This window comes from Burkholderia pulmonis (assembly GCF_984667975.1).
In genome coordinates, this window is sequence record NZ_OZ480186.1 from 2,712,990 (window position 1) to 2,731,839 (window position 18,850).

Sequence of the window (18,850 nt, forward strand, 5' to 3'; positions counted from 1 at the left end):
CCATCAACCAAATCTTCGTCATTGCATCCCTCATATAATCGGATCGTGTGGAGATCGAAACACCCGGTACAGCCGGGCGGGACGCATTATTGGCAAGCTGGTCGTGCGCCAGCCAATCGGTGTTGCACCGATTTTCGCCGCCGCGCGGCCGATTTAGAATCGCTTGGAGATCGGCGCAACTGCATGCACCGCCGCACGGGGCGTTCGCGGCGCACCATGCAAAACGCCCGCGACTGGCGTCGCGGGCGTCGTGTCGAAACTGCAACAAAAAGGCGGGGAATCAGCCCTCGACGACGTCGAGATAATCCTCCGGCCGCGTGCGGTCTTCCGCGTGCGCCATGCCCATCACGCGCACCAGCACGCTCACCACCACCGCCACCACCAGGTTCACGATCAGCGACCACACGGCTGCGTAGCCGGGAATCGCGAGGCCGAACAGGTGGATCGTGAAGATCGACCCGGCCAGCTTCAGCGAGATCGCCATCCACGTGCCGCACACGATGCCTGCCGCCCAGCCGGCCAGCAGGCCGCGATGGTCGAGCACGCGCGTGTACAGGCCGAGCACGATCGCCGGCAGCGTCTGGATGATCCAAATCCCGCCGAGCAGCTGCAGCTGGATCGCGTAGGTCAGCGGCAGCCCGAGGATGAACGCGACCGCGCCGACCTTCACGATCAGCGACACGAGCTTCGCGACGTGCGTCTCCTGCTCGTGCGACATGTTGCGGTTCACGAACTCGCGGTGGATGTTGCGCGTGTACAGGTTCGCGGCCGCGATCGACATGATGGCCGCCGGCACCAGCGCGCCGATGCCGATCGCCGCGAACGCGACGCCGACGAACCACGGCGGGAAGTACTCGAGGAACAGCGCGGGCACCGCGAAGTTCGGGCCGAACGCCTTGAAGTACGGCGCGTACTGCGGCATGTCCTTCACGCCCGACGCAAGCGCCATGTAGCCGAGCAGCGCGAGCAGGCCGAGCACGAACGAGTACGCGGGCAGCATCGCCATGTTGCGGCGGATCGAGTTGCCGGACGACGACGACAGGATTGCCGTGACAGAGTGCGGATACAGGAACAGCGCGAGCGCCGAGCCGATCGCAAGTGTCGCGTACGCGCTGTAGCCGTTCAGGCTCATCGCATCGGGCGCCTTCAGCAGCAGCTTCGCGGGCGGCACGCTCGCGAAGATGTGCCCGAAGCCGCCGAGCTTCGCGGGGATCACGATGACCGCCGCGGCGATCGTGATGTAGATCAGGATGTCCTTCACGATCGCGATCATCGCCGGTGCGCGCAGCCCCGACGTGTAGGTGTACGCGGCGAGGATCGCGAATGCGATGATCAGCGGCAGGTCGCCGACGAAGCCGGTCGTGTCGAAGCCGAGCGCGCCGATCACCACTTCGATGCCGACGAGCTGCAGTGCGATGTACGGCATCGTCGCGACGATACCCGTCACCGCGATCGCCAGTGCGAGCATCCGGCTGCCGTAACGTGCATTGACGAAGTCGGCGGCCGTCACGTAGCCGTGCCGCTTCGCGATGCTCCACAGCTTCGGGAACACGACGAACGCGAACGGGTAGATCAGGATCGTGTACGGCAGCGCGAAGAAGCCCATCGCGCCGGCGCCGAATACGAGCGCGGGCACCGCGACGAACGTATACGCGGTGTAGAGGTCGCCGCCGAGCAGGAACCACGTGACGACCGTGCCGAAGCGGCGTCCGCCGAGGCCCCATTCGTCGAGATGGGCGAGATCGCCGCGCCGCCAGTTCGCGGCCAGGAAACCGATGATCGTGACGCCGATGAACAGCAGGACGAAGACGAAGGTTGCGCCGAGATTCATCGCGCACCTCCCTGCGGGCCGGTCGCCTTCCACGCGTTCTTGGTCTTGAAGTACACGAACGCGGTGATCACCGCGCTGATGAAGACCCAAAGCAGCTGGTACCAGTAGAAAAACGGAAAACCGAACAACTGCGGTTCGATCTTGCTGTACGACGGCACCCAGACCATCGCGATCAGCGGCAGTACCAGCAGCCAGAGCCAGCGCTTGGCGGCTCGGTTGGCGTCGGCATCGTGAGCCATGACGTCTCCTCTTCTTTCCCGGTTATCGATCTTGTTGAGCGGGTACGGCGCCGGGAGGAGCGGCGAAACGGGTAGGCTGCGGCTCCCCTGGCTTCGCGCCAGTATAGGAGCCGCGAGCACGCGGTCAAGCAGGGGCGAACCCGAGGTGATCCGCCCCTTGTCGCGTGGTTGCACCGGCCTGTTGCCGGTGCATGAAGCGTCAGATCGCGAACGCGGCGTCGCGTGCGCCGGTCGTTTCTTTCAAAGCTTTCACCCACTTGCGCGCGGGCAGCTTCAGCGTGTCCTCGATCAGCTTCGCGCGGGCGTCGAGCTGCGCGAACGGCACGTCGAGCGCGGGGCCCGAGAATGCGATCGCGATCCGGTTGCCGTCGTGCACTTCGGGCAGCGCGATCACGCGGTGATCGAACGCCGCGTTCAGGTGCTTCATGTTGCGCACGAAGCTCGGATGATCGCCGAACAGGTTGATCGTCGCGATGCCCGCGTCGGCGAGGCAGCCGCGCACCGCGCGGTAGAACGCGACGCTGTCGAGCACGGGGCCGCGCGCGGTCGCGTCGTACAGGTCGATCTGGATCGCACCCGTCGTGCCGCGGTTGGCCGGGTCGTTGACGAAGTCCCATGCGTCGGCTTCGTGCACGGCGAGGCGCGCGTCGTCGGGCGGCAGCGCGAACATCGTGCGTGCGGCGACGATCACGGCCGGGTTCAGCTCGACGGCCTCGACCTTCGCGCTCGGCAGGAAACGGTGCGAGAACTTGGTCAGCGCGCCGGTGCCGAGCCCGAGCTGGACGATCCGCTCGGGCGTTTCGAGGAACAGCAGCCACGCCATCATCTGCTGCGCGTATTCGAGCTCGATGTGCAGCGGCTTCGAGATCCGCATCGCGCCTTGAACCCATTCGGTACCGAAATGCAGGAAGCGCACGCCGCCCTCTTCGGAGAACGTCACGGGTGCGAAACGCGGCTTGCGCGGCGCTTCGAGCACCGGCACGTCGTCGTGTTCGTCGATCTCCGGGCGGCGCTTCACGCGCGGCGGCTGGAGTTTTTCGGAGCCGTTGTACGGGGACGGCTTGCCTTGCTTGAACGCACGCGCCTCGGCGGACGCGCGCTTGATCAGTCGGGTCATGATTGAATCTCGCTGGGTGATGCTGGTTTTAGCGGACGAGAGGATAGCATTGGTGCAGGGCGGAAGCCGTGCCGACCGCCCGATCGTGCATGACTTCGGCTCCCGTTGGCGCTACGCTGCAATCGTTGATCGAAGGAGGACACATGACCTCGAACGACAAGAAAATCTGGTTTCCGGCGAAACGCTATGGCTGGGGATGGGGGTTGCCGGTCGCCTGGCAAGGCTGGATCGTGCTGCTGCTGTTCGTGCTCGGAATCATCGCGAGCGCATGGCTGGTGCCGCCGCAACGTTCGCCGGTCGGATACGGCGCGTGCATCGTGGTGCTGGTCGCGCTGCTGACCGTGGTGTGCTGGATCAAGGGCGAGAAGCCCGGGTGGAGATGGGGCAAGGACAAGTGAGCGCCGGGGGCGTTGCCCCCTCGTCGGTACTCGTGGCGAAATCAGCCGCAGATCCCCCGCCACTGCGCGAGCTTCTGCTCGAACGACAGCATCGCATTCGCCGGGCTCGACGAAGGCAGCACGAGCGTGTCGTACCCGGCCTGGCCGATCACGTCGGCAAACCGCCCCGCCGTCTTGCCGTTGAAGCACACGCGCTTCAGCAACGGCGCATGCTCGCGCAGCGAATCGAAATCGTTCGGCTTCGCATGCCGGATCGCAGAATCGAGACTGCCCTGACGATGGCACGCATCGAGGACATCCCAGATGCCGATGCCGTGTGACAGCACGCGCACGAGCCGCGCGTCGTACGGCAGTTCGTGAAGCGTCGGCTCGCCGACCACCGCCCCCAGCAGGCGCCAGAACTGGTTGCGCGGATGCGCGTAGTACTGCGCGGCATCGAGCGACGCCTCGCCCGGAAAGCTGCCGAGGATCATCGTGTGCGTATCCGGTCCGACGACCGGCGGAAAGCCTTGCAGCATCACGCGCCTCCGTGCGGTCCGACGGCGCATGACCCGTCGCCGTGCGCGGCGAGATGGCGCCACAGCGCCGGCAGCATGCACTCGGTGACCATCAGCGGCTTGCCGTGCCGCTGGAACACCGAGCGCCGCGCGGCGAACGCGTGCGGCGCGCGCTCACCCGCGAGCGCATGACTCGCCAGCGTATACAACGGATGCCCGGCGATCACGCGCCGGCTGACGAGCGCCGAGCGCTCGACCTGCGGATCGCTGTACAGCAGCTCCGCGAGCGGCCGCGTGCGCAGCCGCCGCATTGCCTGCCACACGCCCTTGCTGGCGGCGAGCGGCGCGATGCTGTGCGCGGCGACGTACGGCGTGCCGTCGACCGACAGGATCACCTCGCGCACCCACATCGGCGCGCGCGGCGAACTGGCGAGCGCGTCCGGCTCGTCGAACCACGGGCAATCGACAGCCTCGCGCGTCACGCGCACGGTCACGCGGCCGAGCCGCGCGAGATGCGCGGTCAGCGATCCGCCGCGCGTCAGCCAGTCGCGCTGGTCGAGCGTGCAGCCGGGCCGTGGCGTCTCGCGCCAGCCGGCCTGACCGCCGTCGAACCGCATCCGTGCATTCACGCGGCGCGCGACAGCAGCAGCGCGTTGGTCCGCCTCACGAAGCTCGCCGGATCCTCGAGCATGCCGCCTTCGGCCAGCAGCGCCTGATCGAACAGCAGATGGCACCAGTCGCCGAAGTTGGCGCTGTCGGCGTTCAGCTGCTTCACGAGCGCGTGCTCCGGGTTGATCTCGAGGATCGGCTGCATCGCAGGCGCGTTCTGGCCGGCCGCCTTCAGCATCCGCTGCAGGTAGCCGCTCATGTCGTTGTCGTCCGCGACGAGGCACGACGGCGAATCGGTCAGCCGGAACGTGACGCGCACTTCCTTCACCTTGTCGCCGAGCGCTTCCTTCATCTTCTCGACGACCGGCTTGATTGCCTCGCCCGCCTGCTCCTGCGCCTTCTTCTCCTCGTCGTTCAGCTCGCCGAGATCGAGGTCGCCACGCGCGACGCTCGCGAGCGGCTTGCCGTCGAATTCCTGCAGGAACGACAGCATCCATTCGTCGACGCGGTCGGTCAGCAGCAGCACCTCGACGCCCTTCTTGCGGAACACTTCGAGATGCGGGCTGTTCTTGGCAGCCAGCCACGCATCGGCCGTCACGTAGTAGATCTTGCTCTGCTCGGGCTTCATGCGCGACACGTAGTCGGCGAGCGACACGTCCTGCGCGTCGGTGTCGCCGTGCGTCGACGCGAAGCGCAGCAGCTTCGCGATGCGCTCGCGGTTCGCGTGATCCTCGCCGAGGCCTTCCTTCAGCACCTGGCCGAATGCGCCCCAGAACGTCTTGTACTTCTCCTTGCCGGCATCCTCTTCCGCATTGGCGAGCTCTTCGAGCATCGACAGCGCGCGCTTGGTCACGCCTTCGCGGATCGCCTTCACGTCACGGCTTTCCTGCAGGATCTCGCGCGACACGTTCAGCGGCAGGTCGGCCGAATCGACCACGCCCTTCACGAAACGCAGGTATTGCGGCAGCAGCTGCTCGGCGTCGTCCATGATGAACACGCGCTTCACGTACAGCTTCAGGCCGCCGCGATAGTCGCGGTTCCACATGTCGAACGGCGCGTGCGACGGCACGAACAGCAGTTGCGTGTATTCGCTGCGGCCTTCGACGCGGTTGTGCGTCCACGTGAGCGGATCCTGGTGATCGTGCGCGATGTGCTGGTAGAACTGCGTGTACTGCTCGTCGGTGACGTCGCTCTTCGAACGCGTCCACAGTGCGCTCGCCTGGTTGACGGTCTCGTCCTCGTCCTTCAGGAGCATCTCGCCCTTTTCCTGATCCCATTCTTCCTTCTGCATCAGGATCGGCAGCGCGATGTGGTCGGAGTACTTCTGGATGATCGACTGCAGGCGGTGCGACGACAGCAGCTCGTCCTCGCCGTCACGCAGGTGCAGCGTGATCGTCGTGCCGCGCTGCGCGCGCTCGATCGCGTCGATCGTGAAATCGCCCTCGCCCGCGCTTTCCCAGCGCACGGCTTCGTTCGCCGGCGCGCCCGCGCGGCGGGTTTCGACGGTGATCCGGTCGGCGACGATGAAGCCCGAGTAGAAGCCGACGCCGAACTGGCCGATCAGCGCCGCATCCTTCTGCTGGTCGCCCGACAGCTTCGTGAAGAATTCCTTGGTGCCCGAACGCGCGATCGTGCCGAGGTTCGCGATCGCTTCGTCGCGGCTCATGCCGATGCCGTTGTCGTCGATCGTGATCGTGCGCGCGGCCTTGTCGTAGCCGATGCGGATGCGCACGTTCGGATCGTTCTCGTACAGCGCGTTGTCCGCGAGCCCTTCGAAACGCAGCTTGTCGGCCGCGTCGGACGCGTTCGACACCAGTTCGCGCAGGAAGATTTCCTTGTTGCTGTAGAGCGAATGGATCATCAGGTGGAGGAGTTGCTTGACCTCTGCCTGAAAGCTCATCGTTTCGTGTGCCATGGATGCTGTTTCCTCTTACGTGAACGGGAATGGTGTGACGCAGGCGCCCGGTGCGCGATGCCGGCGGGCCCGTGAAGGGCGACCGCCCGGCGCCAGCGGTTTGCGCGCGTATCTGGGGACGGCGCGCGGGATTTCAATAGCCGGGATGCCGCGCCGGGTCACGACGCGCGCCGCACCGCCGAGTCGATGTAGCCTGCCAGCAGGCCCGGCAGCGCCGGATCGCCGCAGTTCGCGACGTTGAAGCGCATCCACGTCGACGGCGATTGCTGCGGCGAGAACAGGCTGCCCGGCGTCAGCAGGAAGCCGGCCTCGTGCGCGACCGCCGCGAGCGCGTCCGAATCGACGCCCGTGTCGGCCCACAGGAACATCCCGGCCGCCGGCATCGTGAAGAGCCCGAGCCCGGTGCGCTCGAGCATCCGCGCCGTCTTGTCGCGCACGCCGTCGAGCCGCGCGCGCAGCCGCTCGACGTGGCGCCGGTAATGCCCTTCGGTCAGGATCTTGTACAGCACGCGCTCGTTGAGCTCGGGCGTCGTCATCCCGACCAGCATCTTCTGGTCGGTGACCGCCTTCGCGATCTCCGGCGCGCAGGCCACGTAGCCGACCCGCAGGTTCGCCGCAAGCGTCTTCGAATAGCTGCCGAGATAGATCACGCGCTTCAGCTGGTCGAGGCTCGCGAGGCGCGTGGCCGGATAGCTCGGCGGGCACAGATCGCCGTACACGTCGTCCTCGACGACGAGGAAATCGTACGCTTCCGCGAGCTTCAGGATCCGGAACGCCTGCGCGGCCGACAGCGACGTGCCGGTCGGGTTCTGCAGCACCGAGTTGATCACGAGCATCTTCGGCCGCCACATCTGCACGAGCGTTTCGAGCGCGTCGAGATCGGGGCCTTCCGGCGTGTACGGCATCCCGACGAGCTGTGCGCCCTGCGCCGCGAAGCGGCCGAACATCTGGAACCAGGCCGGATCGCCGACGATCACCGCGTCGCCCGGCCGCATGTAGATCCGCGAAATCAGGTCGATCGCCTGCGTGATCCCCGAGACCATCACGATCTGTTCGGGCTTCGCGCCGATCTCGACTTCGGCGAGGCGCGTCTGCAGTTGCTGGCGCAGCGGCAGGAAGCCCTGCGCGGTGCCGAAGCCGAGCATCTGCGCGCCCGACTGGCGCCCGAGCGCGCGCAGGGCGCCGGTGATCAGCTCGCCGTCGAGCCAGCGGCCCGGCAGGTAGCCGAGGCCGGGGCCCTTCTCCGGGCTGACGGTGTGCAGCATGTTGCGCAGCAGCCAGACGACGTCGATCGTGTTGTGCACGGGTGCGGCCTCGGCCACGCGTGCGACGCTGTCGGCCGGCTGCGGGCCGGCCGCCGTGCGTTCGCGCACGTAGAAACCCGAGCCGCGCCGCGAATCGAGGTATCCCTGCGCGACGAGGCGCTCGTACGCCTCGACGACGGTGAAGCGCGACACGCTCTTGTCGAGCGCGAGCTTGCGGATCGACGGCATCCGCATGCCGGGCCGGAACACGCGCTCGTCGATGCGCCGCCGCGCCCACTGGACGAGCTGGTCGACGAGCGTGAGCGTGGCCGTATCGTGCGGCACGGGAATCTGGGCGAGTGGGACGGTGGACATGGGCGGGGGCTCCAACTGTACCGAAGGCTATCGCGCCGATTGTACCGTTACTGTGCCGGTAGCGACGATTACAGTTGACCGGAATGGCGATCGTGCGGCCGCCGTTCCGGCCCCGCCGCACCTGGCGCTGCGCCCGCCGGCCCGCGTCGCGGCCGGTGCGCCGGCCGGTCCGTCCCCCGCCCGGCACCTCGTCCGCCTACCATGACACTTTCGCTTCCCGACCGACGCTCATGCCTGCCCGCTCCCTGACACTCGACCATCTCGTGATCGCCGCGCGCACGCTCGACGAAGGCGTGCGCCATGTCGCCGACGCACTCGGCATCGAACCGGCCGGCGGCGGCCGCCACCCGCTGATGCGGACCCACAATGCGCTGTTCGGCGCATGGGGCGGGCTCTACCTCGAAGTGATCGCGATCGATCCCGACGCGCCAGCCCCGGACGACGGCGCAAAGCCGCCGCGCGCGCGGCTGTTCGGGCTCGACGATCCGGCGATGCACGCGCGGCTCGCGCAGGGCCCGTTTCTCGCGCACTGGGTTGCACGCGTCGACCGGCCGCGCCAGCTTGCGCTGTGGCAGAGCCAGTACCCGGCCCGCATCGCGCCCGTCGTCGCGATGCGGCGCGGCGACCTGAACTGGGGCCTCACGGTGCCCGACGACGGCAGCTTCCCCGCCTGGCAGGGTGCGGGCGACGGGCTCGTACCGTCGCTGATCCAGTGGGACAGCCCGCCCCATCCGGCCGAATCGCTGCCGGGGGACGGTGTCGCGCTGAAGGCGCTCAAGGGCGCCCACCCGCATGCGGATACGATCCGCGCACAGCTCGACTGGCTCGGCGCCGCCCACCTGCTCGACCTTGCGTCCACCGACGGCCCGCCCGCGCTCGTCGCCGAATTCGATACGCTGCAGGGCGCGCGCACGCTGCGCTGACCGCCCTGCCGCTTTCCCGATTACAACGACCCTGCAATACGGAGACACCTGCAACATGAATTCGCGCGAAACCCGGGGCATGCTGCTCGGCCTCATCGGCGTGATGATCTTCAGCCTGACGCTGCCGATGACGCGCATCGTCGTGTCCGAACTCAACCCGCTGCTCAACGGGCTCGGCCGAGCGCTCGCGGCCTCGGTGCCGGCCGGCCTGCTGCTGTGGTGGCGCCGCGAGGCGCTGCCGACCCGCGCGCAGCTGAAAAGCCTCGCGATCACGTCGGCCGGCGTGATCATCGCGTATCCGGTGTTCTCCGCGTGGGCGATGAAATCGGTGCCGGCGTCGCACGGCGCGGTGGTCAACGGGCTGCAACCGCTGTTCGTCGCGCTGTACGCGGCGTGGCTGTCGCACGAGCGGCCGTCGAAGGCGTTCTGGGCCAGCGCGGTGGCCGGCAGCGCGCTCGTGATCGCGTTCGCGCTGCGCGACGGCGGCGGCACCGTGCAGGCCGGCGACGCGCTGATGCTCGTCGCGGTCGGCATCGGCGCGCTCGGCTATGCGGAAGGCGCACGCCTCGCGCGCCAGATCGGCGGCTGGCAGGTGATTTGCTGGGCGCTCGTCGTGTCCGCGCCGTTCCTCGTGCTGCCGGTCGGCTGGCTCGCCTGGATGCAGCATGCCGCGCATCCGGGCCCGCTTGCGCTGCGCACCTGGCTCGCATTCGGCTACGTGACCCTCTTTTCGCAATTCATCGGCTTTTTCGCGTGGTATGCGGGGCTCGCAATGGGCGGCATCGCGCGCGTCGGCCAGGTGCAGCTGCTGCAGATTTTCTTCACGATCGCGTTTTCCGCGCTGCTGTTCGGCGAAACGGTCACGTCGTCGACGTGGCTGTTCGCGGCCGCCGTGATCGCCACCGTGGTGCTCGGGCGCCGCTCCGCGGTCGCCACGGCCACGCGCCCCGCTCGCGCCGGTTGATGAGGTGCGCCATAATGTTTGTTTTGCCTGATCGGTTTTGCCCACCCGGCCGCGAAGGCCCGATCGCACTCGTGCCTGCCCACCCGGCAGCGTCGAAGCGATGCGCCCGAACGACCTTTCTTGACTGACCACGATATCCGAACGAGGAGACTATGAATCCGAGCGACCTGCACCCGCCGCACTGGCAGCTTTCCGAACGCGCCCGCAAGCTGACAAGCTCTGCGATCCGCGAGATCCTGAAGGTCACGGAACGCCCCGAGGTCATCTCGTTCGCCGGCGGCCTGCCCGCTCCCGCGACGTTCCCGGCCGAGCGCATGCGCGCCGCCGCCGATCGCGTGCTGCGCGACGCACCGGCCGCCGCGCTCCAGTACAGCGCGACCGAAGGCTACCTGCCGCTGCGCGAATGGATCGCCGAGCGCTACAGCGTGCGCGTGTCGCAAGTGCTGATCACGACCGGCTCGCAGCAGGCGCTCGACCTGCTTGGCAAGGCGCTCATCGATCCGGGCAGCCCGATCCTCGTCGAAACGCCGACCTACCTCGGCGCGCTGCAGTCGTTCTCGCTGTACGAGCCGCGCTACGTGCAGGTGCCGACCGACGAACAGGGCCTGCTGCCGGAAGGCCTCACGCCCGAACTCACGCAAGGCGCGCGCCTGCTGTACGCGCAGCCGAACTTCCAGAACCCGACCGGCCGCCGCCTGCCCGTCGAGCGCCGTCGCGCACTCGCCGCGTTCGCGCAGTCGAGCCCGTTCCCGGTGCTGGAGGACGATCCGTACGGCGCGCTGAACTATCGCGGCGAGCCGCTGCCGACGATGCTGTCGATGGCGCCCGACCACGTCGTGCACCTCGGCACGTTCTCGAAGGTGCTCGCGCCGGGCCTGCGGATCGGCTACATCATTGCGCCCGAGGAGCTCCACTTCAAGCTCGTGCAGGCCAAGCAGGCCACCGACCTGCACACGCCGACGCTCACGCAGCGCATCGCGCACGAAGTGATCAAGGACGGCTTCCTCGACGAGCACATCCCGACGATCCGCGAGCTGTACAGCGCGCAGTGCGACGCGATGCTCGACGCGCTCGCGCGCCACATGCCGGAAGGCGTCACGTGGAACCGCCCGGAAGGCGGGATGTTCATCTGGGTCGACCTGCCCGCGCAGATCGACAGCATGAAGCTGCTCGCCGCGGCCGTCGACGATCACGTCGCGTTCGTGCCGGGCGCACCGTTCTTCGCGGAGAACGCGCAGCAGAACACGCTGCGCCTGTCGTTCGTGACGGTGCCGCCCGAAAAGATCGAGGAAGGCGTGGCGCGCCTCGGCAAGCTGCTGCGCGAACGTCTCTGATCCCCTTTTTCCTGTCACGACTCTCTACGAGGATTCGAACACATGGCTAACGTCTACGACAAACTGAAGTCGCTCGGCATCGAGCTCCCGACCGCCGGCGCACCGGCCGCCGCCTACGTGATGAGCGCGCAAAGCGGCAACACGGTGTACCTGTCGGGCCACATCGCGAAGAAGGACGGCAAGGTCTGGGCCGGCAAGCTCGGCGCGGATCTGCAGACGGAAGACGGCAAGGCGGCCGCGCGCTCGATCGCGATCGACCTGCTCGCGACGCTGCACGCGCACACCGGCGACCTGAACAAGGTCACGCGCATCGTCAAGCTGATGAGCCTCGTCAACTCGACGCTCGACTTCACGGAACAGCACGTCGTGACGAACGGCGCGTCGGAACTGATCGCGGAAGTGTTCGGCGACGCGGGCAAGCACGCGCGCTCGGCCTTCGGCGTCGCGCAGATCCCGCTCGGCGCGTGCGTCGAGATCGAGCTGATCGCCGAAGTCGCGTAACAGGCGCACAGCGATGTCCGGCCGCCTCGTCCGCTTCAAGCAGGTCGACGTGTTCACGTCGGTACCGTTCAAGGGCAATCCGCTTGCCGTGGTGTTCGACGCCGATTCGCTCGGCGACGACGCCATGCTGGAGATCGCCCGCTGGACGAACCTGTCGGAAACGACGTTCCTCTGCACGCCGACCGATCCGGAAGCCGACTACCGCGTCCGGATCTTCACGACGGGCGGCGAGCTGCCGTTCGCGGGCCATCCGACGCTCGGCACCGCGCATGCGTTCCTGGAAAGCGGCGCGCGGCCGCGCACGCCGGGCCGGCTGATCCAGCAATGCGGGGTCGGCCAGGTCGCGCTGCGCGAGCAGGCCGGCGGCTGGGCATTTGCCGCGCCGCCGGCACGCGTCACGCCGCTCGACCGTTCGGACTACGCGGCGCTGGCCGCCGCGCTGCGCAGCGATGCGCTCGACCTCGATGCCGAGCCGTGCGCGGTCGACAATGGCGCGCCGTGGCTGGTCGCGCGGCTGAAGTCGGCCGATGCGTGCATCGGCCTGTCGCCCGATCCGGCCGCGCTGGAGGCGCTGACCCGCCGCTACGGCGTGGACGGCCTCGCCGCCTACGCGCCGCACGCCGAAGGCGGCCCCGCGACGTTCGAGATCCGCTGCCTGATGACGGGCGGCAAGTTCGGCACCCCCGGCGAGGATCCCGTCACCGGCAGCGCGAACGCCGCCGTGGCCGGGCTGCTGACGCGGCAGGCGCGCCGCCCCGGCCCGTCGTATACGGCCCGCCAGGGCACGGCGATCGGCCGCGACGGCCGCATCTTCGTCAGCTACGACGAAGACGGCACGACGTGGATCGGCGGCCAGGCCGTCACGGTCATCGACGGCACGTTCCGCTCGCCCGCCTGACATTCCGCGATGTGCGATGGCGCCGGCCCGCCCGGCGCCCTACGGTTTGCCCAACTATCGCAAAAACGTTCCAGCCAGTAATATCGGGCCTAATCCGTTGTTTCGGAGGTCTGTCCATGCTTGCGCATCCCGCGAACGAACAGACGTCGGGACAACCCCAACCCTAGCCGGCCATCCACACGGATGGCGCACGCGAGCAGGACGCCACCCGCTTCGATGAGCTCCGCCCGGTCCAACCACACGCCGCCGAACCGGCCGCTACGCGCGCCGCGCAAATCGCGCCGGCGGGCGCTGTTTGCCATCCCGCTGCTCGGGATGCTGGCGCTCGCGCTGCTGTGGGCCGTGATCATCGCGCGCCTGTCGGTCGAGAAGGACAGCGCCTACAAGGAAGCGGCGGCCTCCGCTGCGATCCTGTCGTCCGCGCTCGAGCAGCATACGGTCAAGGCGATCCACCAGGTCGACCAGATCACCCGCTTCGTCAAGTTCGAATTCGAGAAGTCGCCGGCCCGCTTCAATCTCGCGAGCGCCGTCGAAAAAGGCGTCGTCCCGAGCGATACGCTGATCCAGGTGTCGCTCGTCAACGCGAAGGGCATCCTGTTCGCGAACACCGCCGAACTCCATCCGCAACCGATCAACCTGTCCGACCGCGAGCACTTCAAGGTGCACCTCGCGCACAACGACGATCGCCTCTTCATCAGCAAGCCCGTGCTCGGCCGCGTGTCGAGCCACTGGACACTGCAGATGACGCGGCGCCTGAACAATCCGGACGGCAGCTTCGCGGGCATCGTCGTCGTGTCGGAAGACCCGAGCTACTTCACGAACGACTTCTACAACAACGCGGCGATCGGCAAGGAAGGCGTGATCGCGGTCGTATCCGACACGGGCTCCGTGCTCGCGCGGCGCACGGGCTCGGTGAGCAACGCGCCGGGCGCGTTCTCGGCATCGGGCGTCTACCCGATCGCGGAGCGCGTGACGGGTACGATCATCGACCCGATCGACGGCGTGACACGCATCGTGTCGTACCGCCACCTCGACGGCTACCCGCTCGCGGTGATGGTCGGGCTGTCGCAGACGGAAGAGTTCGCGGATTACTACCACACGCGCAACGTCTACCTGCTGATGACGAGCTTCATCACGCTCGCGATGCTCGCGTTCTTCGGTGTCGCGACGGGCCTGATCGGCAAGCTGCTCGGCCGCGAGCGCGAAATGACGCAGCTCGCCGAATACGACCTGCTCACCGGCCTCGCGAACCGCTACGCGACGCTGCGCGGGTTGCGCAACGACGTGTCGATGCCCGCGAGCCTGTCGCGGCTCGGCCTGCTGTTCATCGATCTCGACAACTTCAAGACCGTCAACGACACGCTCGGCCACAACGCCGGCGACATCGTGCTGCAAATGACCGCGTCGCGCCTGGCCGATGCGGTCGGCGACGAAGGGTCGCTCGCGCGCATCGGCGGCGACGAGTTCGTCGTCGTGATGAAGGGCGACGACGTCGAGCGGCGCGCGGTGCGGCTCGCCGAAGCGATCATCCGGATGTTCAGCGAACCGTTCGACGTACGCGGCAGTTCGTTCGTGCTGCATGCGAGCATCGGCATCGCGCTGCACACCGTCGCGAACGAAAGCGAGATCGACCTGCTGAAAAAGGCCGACCTCGCGATGTACAGCGCGAAGGACGCCGGCAAGAACTGCTACCAGTTCTATGCGCCGCACCTGTCGCACCGTGCCGACCATCTGATGCGCTGGGAACAGCAATTGCGCGTCGCGCTCGCCGAGGGACAGCTGTTCCTCGCGTACCAGCCGAAGATCGATCTCACCCATCGATACATCACCGGCTTTGAGGCGCTCGCGCGCTGGGATCACCCCGAGCACGGGATCATCTCCGCGAACGAATTCATTTCGATCGCCGAATCGACCGGCCTGATCGTGCCGATCGGCGACTTCGTGATCCGCACCGCATGCGAGCAGATCGCGCGCTGGCGCGACGAGGGCCACGACACGCTGACGCTCGCCGTCAACATTTCACCCGTGCAGTTCTGGCGCGGCGACCTGATCGAAACGATCTCGAGCACGCTGCAGGAAACCGGCATCGACGCGAGCCGGCTCGAACTCGAGATCACCGAAACCGCGATGATGGAATATCCGGAACTGGTGTCCGAGAAGATCATTGCGTTGAAGAAGCTCGGCATCCGCATCGCGCTCGACGATTTCGGCACCGGCTATTCGTCGCTGTCGTACCTGCACCGCTTCTCCGTCGACACGTTGAAGGTCGACCGCTCGTTCGTGCAGGCCATCCCGAACGATCGCAGCGTGTGCGTGATGGTGTCGTCGATCGTGCATCTCGCACGCTCGCTCGGCCTGACCGTCGTCGTCGAGGGCACGGAAACCGAGGAGCAGATCACGTGGCTGTCCGCACTCGGCGAGATCGAGGCGCAGGGCTTCCTGTTCTCGCGCCCGGTGCCCGCCGACGCGATTCCCGCGCTGATCGCGCGCTTCGGCGTGCGCGGCGACCATCCGAACGTCATCGCGCATCGCGCGACCGGCAGCACCGGCGCCTGATCGCATCCCGGCTGCGACCGTGGCGCGCGTTGCGCGCCGCCGCAATTGTTTCGTTTTCCGATCCGATCGTTTAGTTCATTAACTAGCGTTTTCGCGCATGGCAGTGTCATGGTGCGCAGCGGACAATCGGGAGGGCCTACGTGTCGGCGGGCCGCCGGCATGACCATACGCGAGAGATCCGGCCCTGCGCCAACAACACAATCATGACCACCGTCGAAGTCGAAGCGACCGCCCGTGTCGAAGAGGCACCGGCATCCCTGTGGGCCTTGTTCAAGGTCGTTGCCGGCATTTCTGCGGTCTCGTGGGGCGGACTGTCGATGATGGCGCAGCTCGAACGCCACTACGTGGAGCGGTTGCAGCGCATCGAGCCGCACGTATTCGGCGATCTCGTCGCGCTCGCGTGGCTCGTGCCGGGCCCCGTCGGCTGCAATGTTGCGGTGCAGGTCGGCCAGACACTGCACGGCCGCGCCGGCGCATGGATCGCCGGCATCGCGAGCGTGCTGCCGTTCTCGATCCTGATGACGCTGTTCGCGGTCTTCTATCAGACGCCGCTCGTGCGCTCGCTTGCCGCGCCGATGCTGATCAATCACTTCGGGATGGTGCTCGCCGCGCTGATCGGCGTCACGTGGGTCAAGCAGTTGCGCACGCTCGCCCGCACGCGGCTCGAACAGGCGATCGCCGCGCTGTCGACGATTCTGCTCGCTTTCGCGCATAGTCCGGCCGCTTTCGTCGGGATTCTGTTCGCTGCGTTTGCAGCAGGCTGGCTGACGGGGCCATCGCAACGCGACGCGGTCGATTTCACGCTGTCGAAACGCGACCGCAACCTGCTCGTGCTGCTCGGCGTGCTCGTCGTGCTGTTCGCGGTGCCGCTGCCCGGCGATTACCAGGCACAGCTGCTGTGGCCGCGCCTCGCGGGCGCCGGGATGACGCTGTTCGGCGGTGGCTTCTCCGCGCTGCCGGTGCTCAAGACGCTGTTCGTCTCGCCGGCGACAGGCATCTCCGATCACGACTTCACGCTGGCGTTCGCGCTGTCTCCCGTGGCGCCGGGGCCGCTGCTGAACGTCGTGCCGTTTCTCGGCTACCTGACCGACGGCTGGATCGGCGCCCTGCTCGCCACGGCCGCGCTGTTCATTCCGTCGGGATGCCTCGTCGTGTTTGCGCAGAACCACCTGTCCCGGCTCAAGCGCCATGCGCGCTTCGAGCATGGCATGCGCCTGCTACGCGCGGCGACGACGGGCTTTCTCGTCGTCGCCGTCGTGAAGATCCTGCACCGCGAGCCGACCGACCCCGTTTACTGGCTGACGGGCGCCTTCGCCACGCTGTGCTTCACGCGCTTCAAGGTGCCCGTCTATGCCGTCTACGGTGCGGTCGCCGTCGGATGCAGCGTGTGGCTATGGGCCGCCGCACGCTGAAGGGCCAGGCGGTCGCCCGGCCCGGCCCGCCCTGGCCAACCTCAACCGGCCTGCACCGCGACCCGGCGCGCCATCCAGCGGGCCCGCAGCGCGTCGTACGCGAGGTTGAAGCAGAACGTGTAAGGCAGGAAGAACAGCACGATGCCGAGGTCGAGCAGCAGCGCCTCGACGAGGCTCACGTTCAGCCACCACGCGGCAACCGGCACCACCATCGCGACGAGGCCGAGTTCGAACATGACCGCGTGCGCGATCCGCATGCCGAGCGTGCGCTTCAGCCCCGCCCGCCGCTCGAAGCGGTCGAACAGCGTGTTGAAGGCCATGTTCCATGCCATCGCGATCAACGACACCATCACCGTCAGCACGCCGACGTGCGACACCGGCATGTCGAGCAGCCAAGCACCGATCGGCGCGCACAGCGCAATCGCGACCAGCTCGAACGTCAGCGCGTGCAGCAGCCGTTCCGTCACCGTTTTGTTCATCTGTTTCATGATTCCCTCTCATCCGTTGCTTGATCCATGCTGGCCATTTTGATCGGCGATACCGGTTGAATCCAGTTTGTTATCATCGGTTTTACCGATACAACAAAGTCTGGAGCGCCGCATGCATCACGCCCCCGAAGCCCTGCTCGCGTTCGCAGAAGCCGCGCTGCTCGGCTCGTTCACGGCCGCCGCCCGCAAGCTCGGCAAGCGCCAGTCGACCGTGTCGGAAGCGATTGCGAACCTCGAAATCGATCTCGGCGTGCAGTTGTTCGATCGATCCACGCGTACGCCGACACTGACCGACGCCGGGCGCGCGCTGCTGCCGCAGGTACAACGCGCGCTCGAGGCCAGCGCGGCGATCGACCGCACGGCGGCCCGGCTCGCGCACGGCGAGGAGGCACGGCTGACGCTCGTCGTGTCCGATACGTACCAGTCGAAGCGCTACGAGGAGACGTTGATGGCGCTCGAACGGCACTTTCCGGCGCTCGAGCTCGAATGCCAGATCGCCGAGCACGAGGACGTGCTCGACCTGATCCAGCAGGGTCGCGCGCAGCTCGGGCTGATGGCCGCGCGCGCGGCCTACCCGGCCGATATCGGCGCGGCGACGGTGGCGGAGGAATCGGAGATCGGGCTGTTCGTCGGACGCACGCATGCGCTCGCCGAATACGGCGACACCGAGGTGCCGCACGCGGCGCTGCGCGACGTGCGCGAACTGCGCCTCAATACCTACGTGAAAACGGAAGGCCGCAGCACCGATGACCGGATCGTCGTCGGCACGCAGCACTGGCTGGCGCCAAGCTACCTGATGCTGCTGGAGATGGCCGTGCTGGGGTTCGGCTGGGCGGAACTGCCGCGCTGGATGGTCGAGCACTTCGCACGCGACCGCCTGTGCGAGCTGCGCTCACGCGGCTGGCCGCGCCGCGTGCGGGTGGATGCCGTGTGGTCGCGCAACCGGCCGCTCGGGCCGGCCGGCTCATGGCTGCTCGACGCGATGCTGGCCGCGTAGCGCGGCGCTTGCTGCCGGGCCTGCGGCCGAGTGCTGACGCCAGTCGGTCAGAAGCCGCGCGACAGCACGGCTGCGCCGACCGTGACGACGCCGAGCACCAGGTTCACGACGACGAGCAGGCGCACCGCGTTCACCGCGCGCGCGCCGTCCGGCCAGTTCTGCGCCTGCACCGCGCGACGGATGCGCGGGAACAGCGCGAAGCGGATGTGCCCGAAGATCAGCATCATCACGACGCCGAGCCCGGCCATCGCGTGCAGCGACCACGTCGCGTGCGCACCGCCGAATTCCACGAGCAGGAAGCCGCCGGACAGCAGGATCACGATCACGGACCCCGACACCCAGTTGAAGAAGCGGCCGAACACGCCTTCGATCAGCGGCAACCGGAGCTGCGGCGACAGGTCGGACAGCGCCGGGCGCAGGCAGAAGTTCGCGAAGACCATCCCGCCCACCCACACGGCAACGGCCAGCAGATGAAGAAACAGCGCGACGGCAACGGCGTGGGACATGGCGACAATCCTGTGATGAGTGGGGTGCGGCGAACGGCCGCGTTAC

At 67.5% G+C, this 18,850-nt stretch carries 18 protein-coding genes; 9 read left to right on the forward strand and 9 right to left on the reverse strand.

Annotated elements, in window-relative coordinates:
- Positions 1–280: 280 nt before the first annotated feature.
- The 3 genes from mctP to AC5LXK_RS12565 all read right to left on the reverse strand — a co-directional run bounded on the left by mctP (position 281) and on the right by AC5LXK_RS12565 (position 3,187).
- Complete coding sequence (mctP, locus tag AC5LXK_RS12555) at positions 281–1,831, reverse strand: monocarboxylate uptake permease MctP (protein WP_493389106.1); 1,551 nt, start codon at positions 1,829–1,831, stop codon at positions 281–283.
- Positions 1,828–2,070 (reverse strand): DUF3311 domain-containing protein, encoded by a 243-nt coding sequence (locus AC5LXK_RS12560; RefSeq protein WP_493389107.1) that lies wholly within the window; start codon positions 2,068–2,070, stop codon positions 1,828–1,830. The genes mctP and AC5LXK_RS12560 overlap by 4 nt, the downstream gene beginning before the upstream one ends.
- Before the next feature lie 199 nt (positions 2,071–2,269).
- A complete protein-coding gene (locus AC5LXK_RS12565; RefSeq protein WP_493389108.1) occupies positions 2,270–3,187 on the reverse strand; it encodes a class I SAM-dependent methyltransferase in 918 nt (305 codons plus the stop codon).
- 143 nt (positions 3,188–3,330) lie between these two features.
- Here AC5LXK_RS12565 and AC5LXK_RS12570 point away from each other — a divergent pair, with 143 nt between their 5' ends.
- Positions 3,331–3,585, forward strand: coding sequence for a hypothetical protein (locus AC5LXK_RS12570; RefSeq protein ID WP_493389109.1), 255 nt, complete (start codon positions 3,331–3,333; stop codon positions 3,583–3,585).
- A 41-nt stretch (positions 3,586–3,626) separates the two neighbouring features.
- Here the strand turns inward: AC5LXK_RS12570 and AC5LXK_RS12575 are convergent, their stop codons facing one another.
- From AC5LXK_RS12575 to AC5LXK_RS12590, 4 genes are all read right to left on the reverse strand, one after another.
- Complete coding sequence (locus AC5LXK_RS12575) at positions 3,627–4,103, reverse strand: DNA-deoxyinosine glycosylase (RefSeq protein WP_493389110.1); 477 nt, start codon at positions 4,101–4,103, stop codon at positions 3,627–3,629.
- Complete coding sequence (locus tag AC5LXK_RS12580) at positions 4,103–4,699, reverse strand: chorismate--pyruvate lyase family protein (protein WP_493391222.1); 597 nt, start codon at positions 4,697–4,699, stop codon at positions 4,103–4,105. Before AC5LXK_RS12580 ends, AC5LXK_RS12575 begins: the two co-directional genes overlap by 1 nt.
- Positions 4,700–4,707: 8 nt before the next feature.
- Positions 4,708–6,606 carry a molecular chaperone HtpG gene (gene htpG, locus AC5LXK_RS12585; RefSeq protein WP_493389111.1) on the reverse strand — a complete coding sequence of 633 codons (1,899 nt, stop codon included), beginning with the start codon at positions 6,604–6,606 and terminating at the stop codon, positions 4,708–4,710.
- A gap of 158 nt (positions 6,607–6,764) precedes the next feature.
- On the reverse strand, positions 6,765–8,225 hold the full coding sequence (locus AC5LXK_RS12590; protein ID WP_493389112.1) for an aminotransferase-like domain-containing protein: 1,461 nt from the start codon (positions 8,223–8,225) through the stop codon (positions 6,765–6,767).
- 230 nt (positions 8,226–8,455) lie between these two features.
- Here AC5LXK_RS12590 and AC5LXK_RS12595 point away from each other — a divergent pair, with 230 nt between their 5' ends.
- The 7 genes from AC5LXK_RS12595 to AC5LXK_RS12625 all read left to right on the forward strand — a co-directional run bounded on the left by AC5LXK_RS12595 (position 8,456) and on the right by AC5LXK_RS12625 (position 16,813).
- Positions 8,456–9,148, forward strand: coding sequence for a VOC family protein (locus AC5LXK_RS12595; protein ID WP_493389113.1), 693 nt, complete (start codon positions 8,456–8,458; stop codon positions 9,146–9,148).
- Between the two features lie 55 nt (positions 9,149–9,203).
- On the forward strand, positions 9,204–10,112 hold the full coding sequence (locus AC5LXK_RS12600; RefSeq protein ID WP_493389114.1) for a DMT family transporter: 909 nt from the start codon (positions 9,204–9,206) through the stop codon (positions 10,110–10,112).
- A gap of 152 nt (positions 10,113–10,264) precedes the next feature.
- A complete protein-coding gene (locus AC5LXK_RS12605) occupies positions 10,265–11,446 on the forward strand; it encodes an aminotransferase-like domain-containing protein (RefSeq protein ID WP_493389115.1) in 1,182 nt (393 codons plus the stop codon).
- Between the two features lie 42 nt (positions 11,447–11,488).
- Positions 11,489–11,947 carry a RidA family protein gene (locus AC5LXK_RS12610; RefSeq protein WP_006478174.1) on the forward strand — a complete coding sequence of 153 codons (459 nt, stop codon included), beginning with the start codon at positions 11,489–11,491 and terminating at the stop codon, positions 11,945–11,947.
- Between the two features lie 13 nt (positions 11,948–11,960).
- Positions 11,961–12,845, forward strand: a complete 885-nt coding sequence (locus tag AC5LXK_RS12615; RefSeq protein ID WP_493389116.1) for a PhzF family phenazine biosynthesis protein — start codon at positions 11,961–11,963, stop codon at positions 12,843–12,845.
- 216 nt (positions 12,846–13,061) lie between these two features.
- Positions 13,062–15,401, forward strand: a complete 2,340-nt coding sequence (locus AC5LXK_RS12620) for a bifunctional diguanylate cyclase/phosphodiesterase (protein WP_493389117.1) — start codon at positions 13,062–13,064, stop codon at positions 15,399–15,401.
- Between the two features lie 203 nt (positions 15,402–15,604).
- Entirely contained in the window at positions 15,605–16,813 is a 1,209-nt protein-coding gene (locus AC5LXK_RS12625) for a chromate transporter (protein WP_493389118.1), read from the forward strand.
- Positions 16,814–16,854: 41 nt separating this feature from the next.
- Here the strand turns inward: AC5LXK_RS12625 and AC5LXK_RS12630 are convergent, their stop codons facing one another.
- Entirely contained in the window at positions 16,855–17,301 is a 447-nt protein-coding gene (locus tag AC5LXK_RS12630; protein ID WP_309291370.1) for a multidrug/biocide efflux PACE transporter, read from the reverse strand.
- Positions 17,302–17,413: 112 nt separating this feature from the next.
- On the opposite strand from AC5LXK_RS12630, the gene AC5LXK_RS12635 reads away from it, so the two are divergent.
- Positions 17,414–18,298: a LysR family transcriptional regulator gene (locus AC5LXK_RS12635; protein ID WP_493389119.1), complete on the forward strand. Its 885-nt coding sequence runs from the start codon at positions 17,414–17,416 to the stop codon at positions 18,296–18,298.
- Between the two features lie 47 nt (positions 18,299–18,345).
- Here AC5LXK_RS12635 and AC5LXK_RS12640 read toward each other — a convergent pair whose 3' ends face one another.
- Complete coding sequence (locus AC5LXK_RS12640; RefSeq protein WP_493389120.1) at positions 18,346–18,804, reverse strand: CopD family protein; 459 nt, start codon at positions 18,802–18,804, stop codon at positions 18,346–18,348.
- Positions 18,805–18,850: the final 46 nt, after the last annotated feature.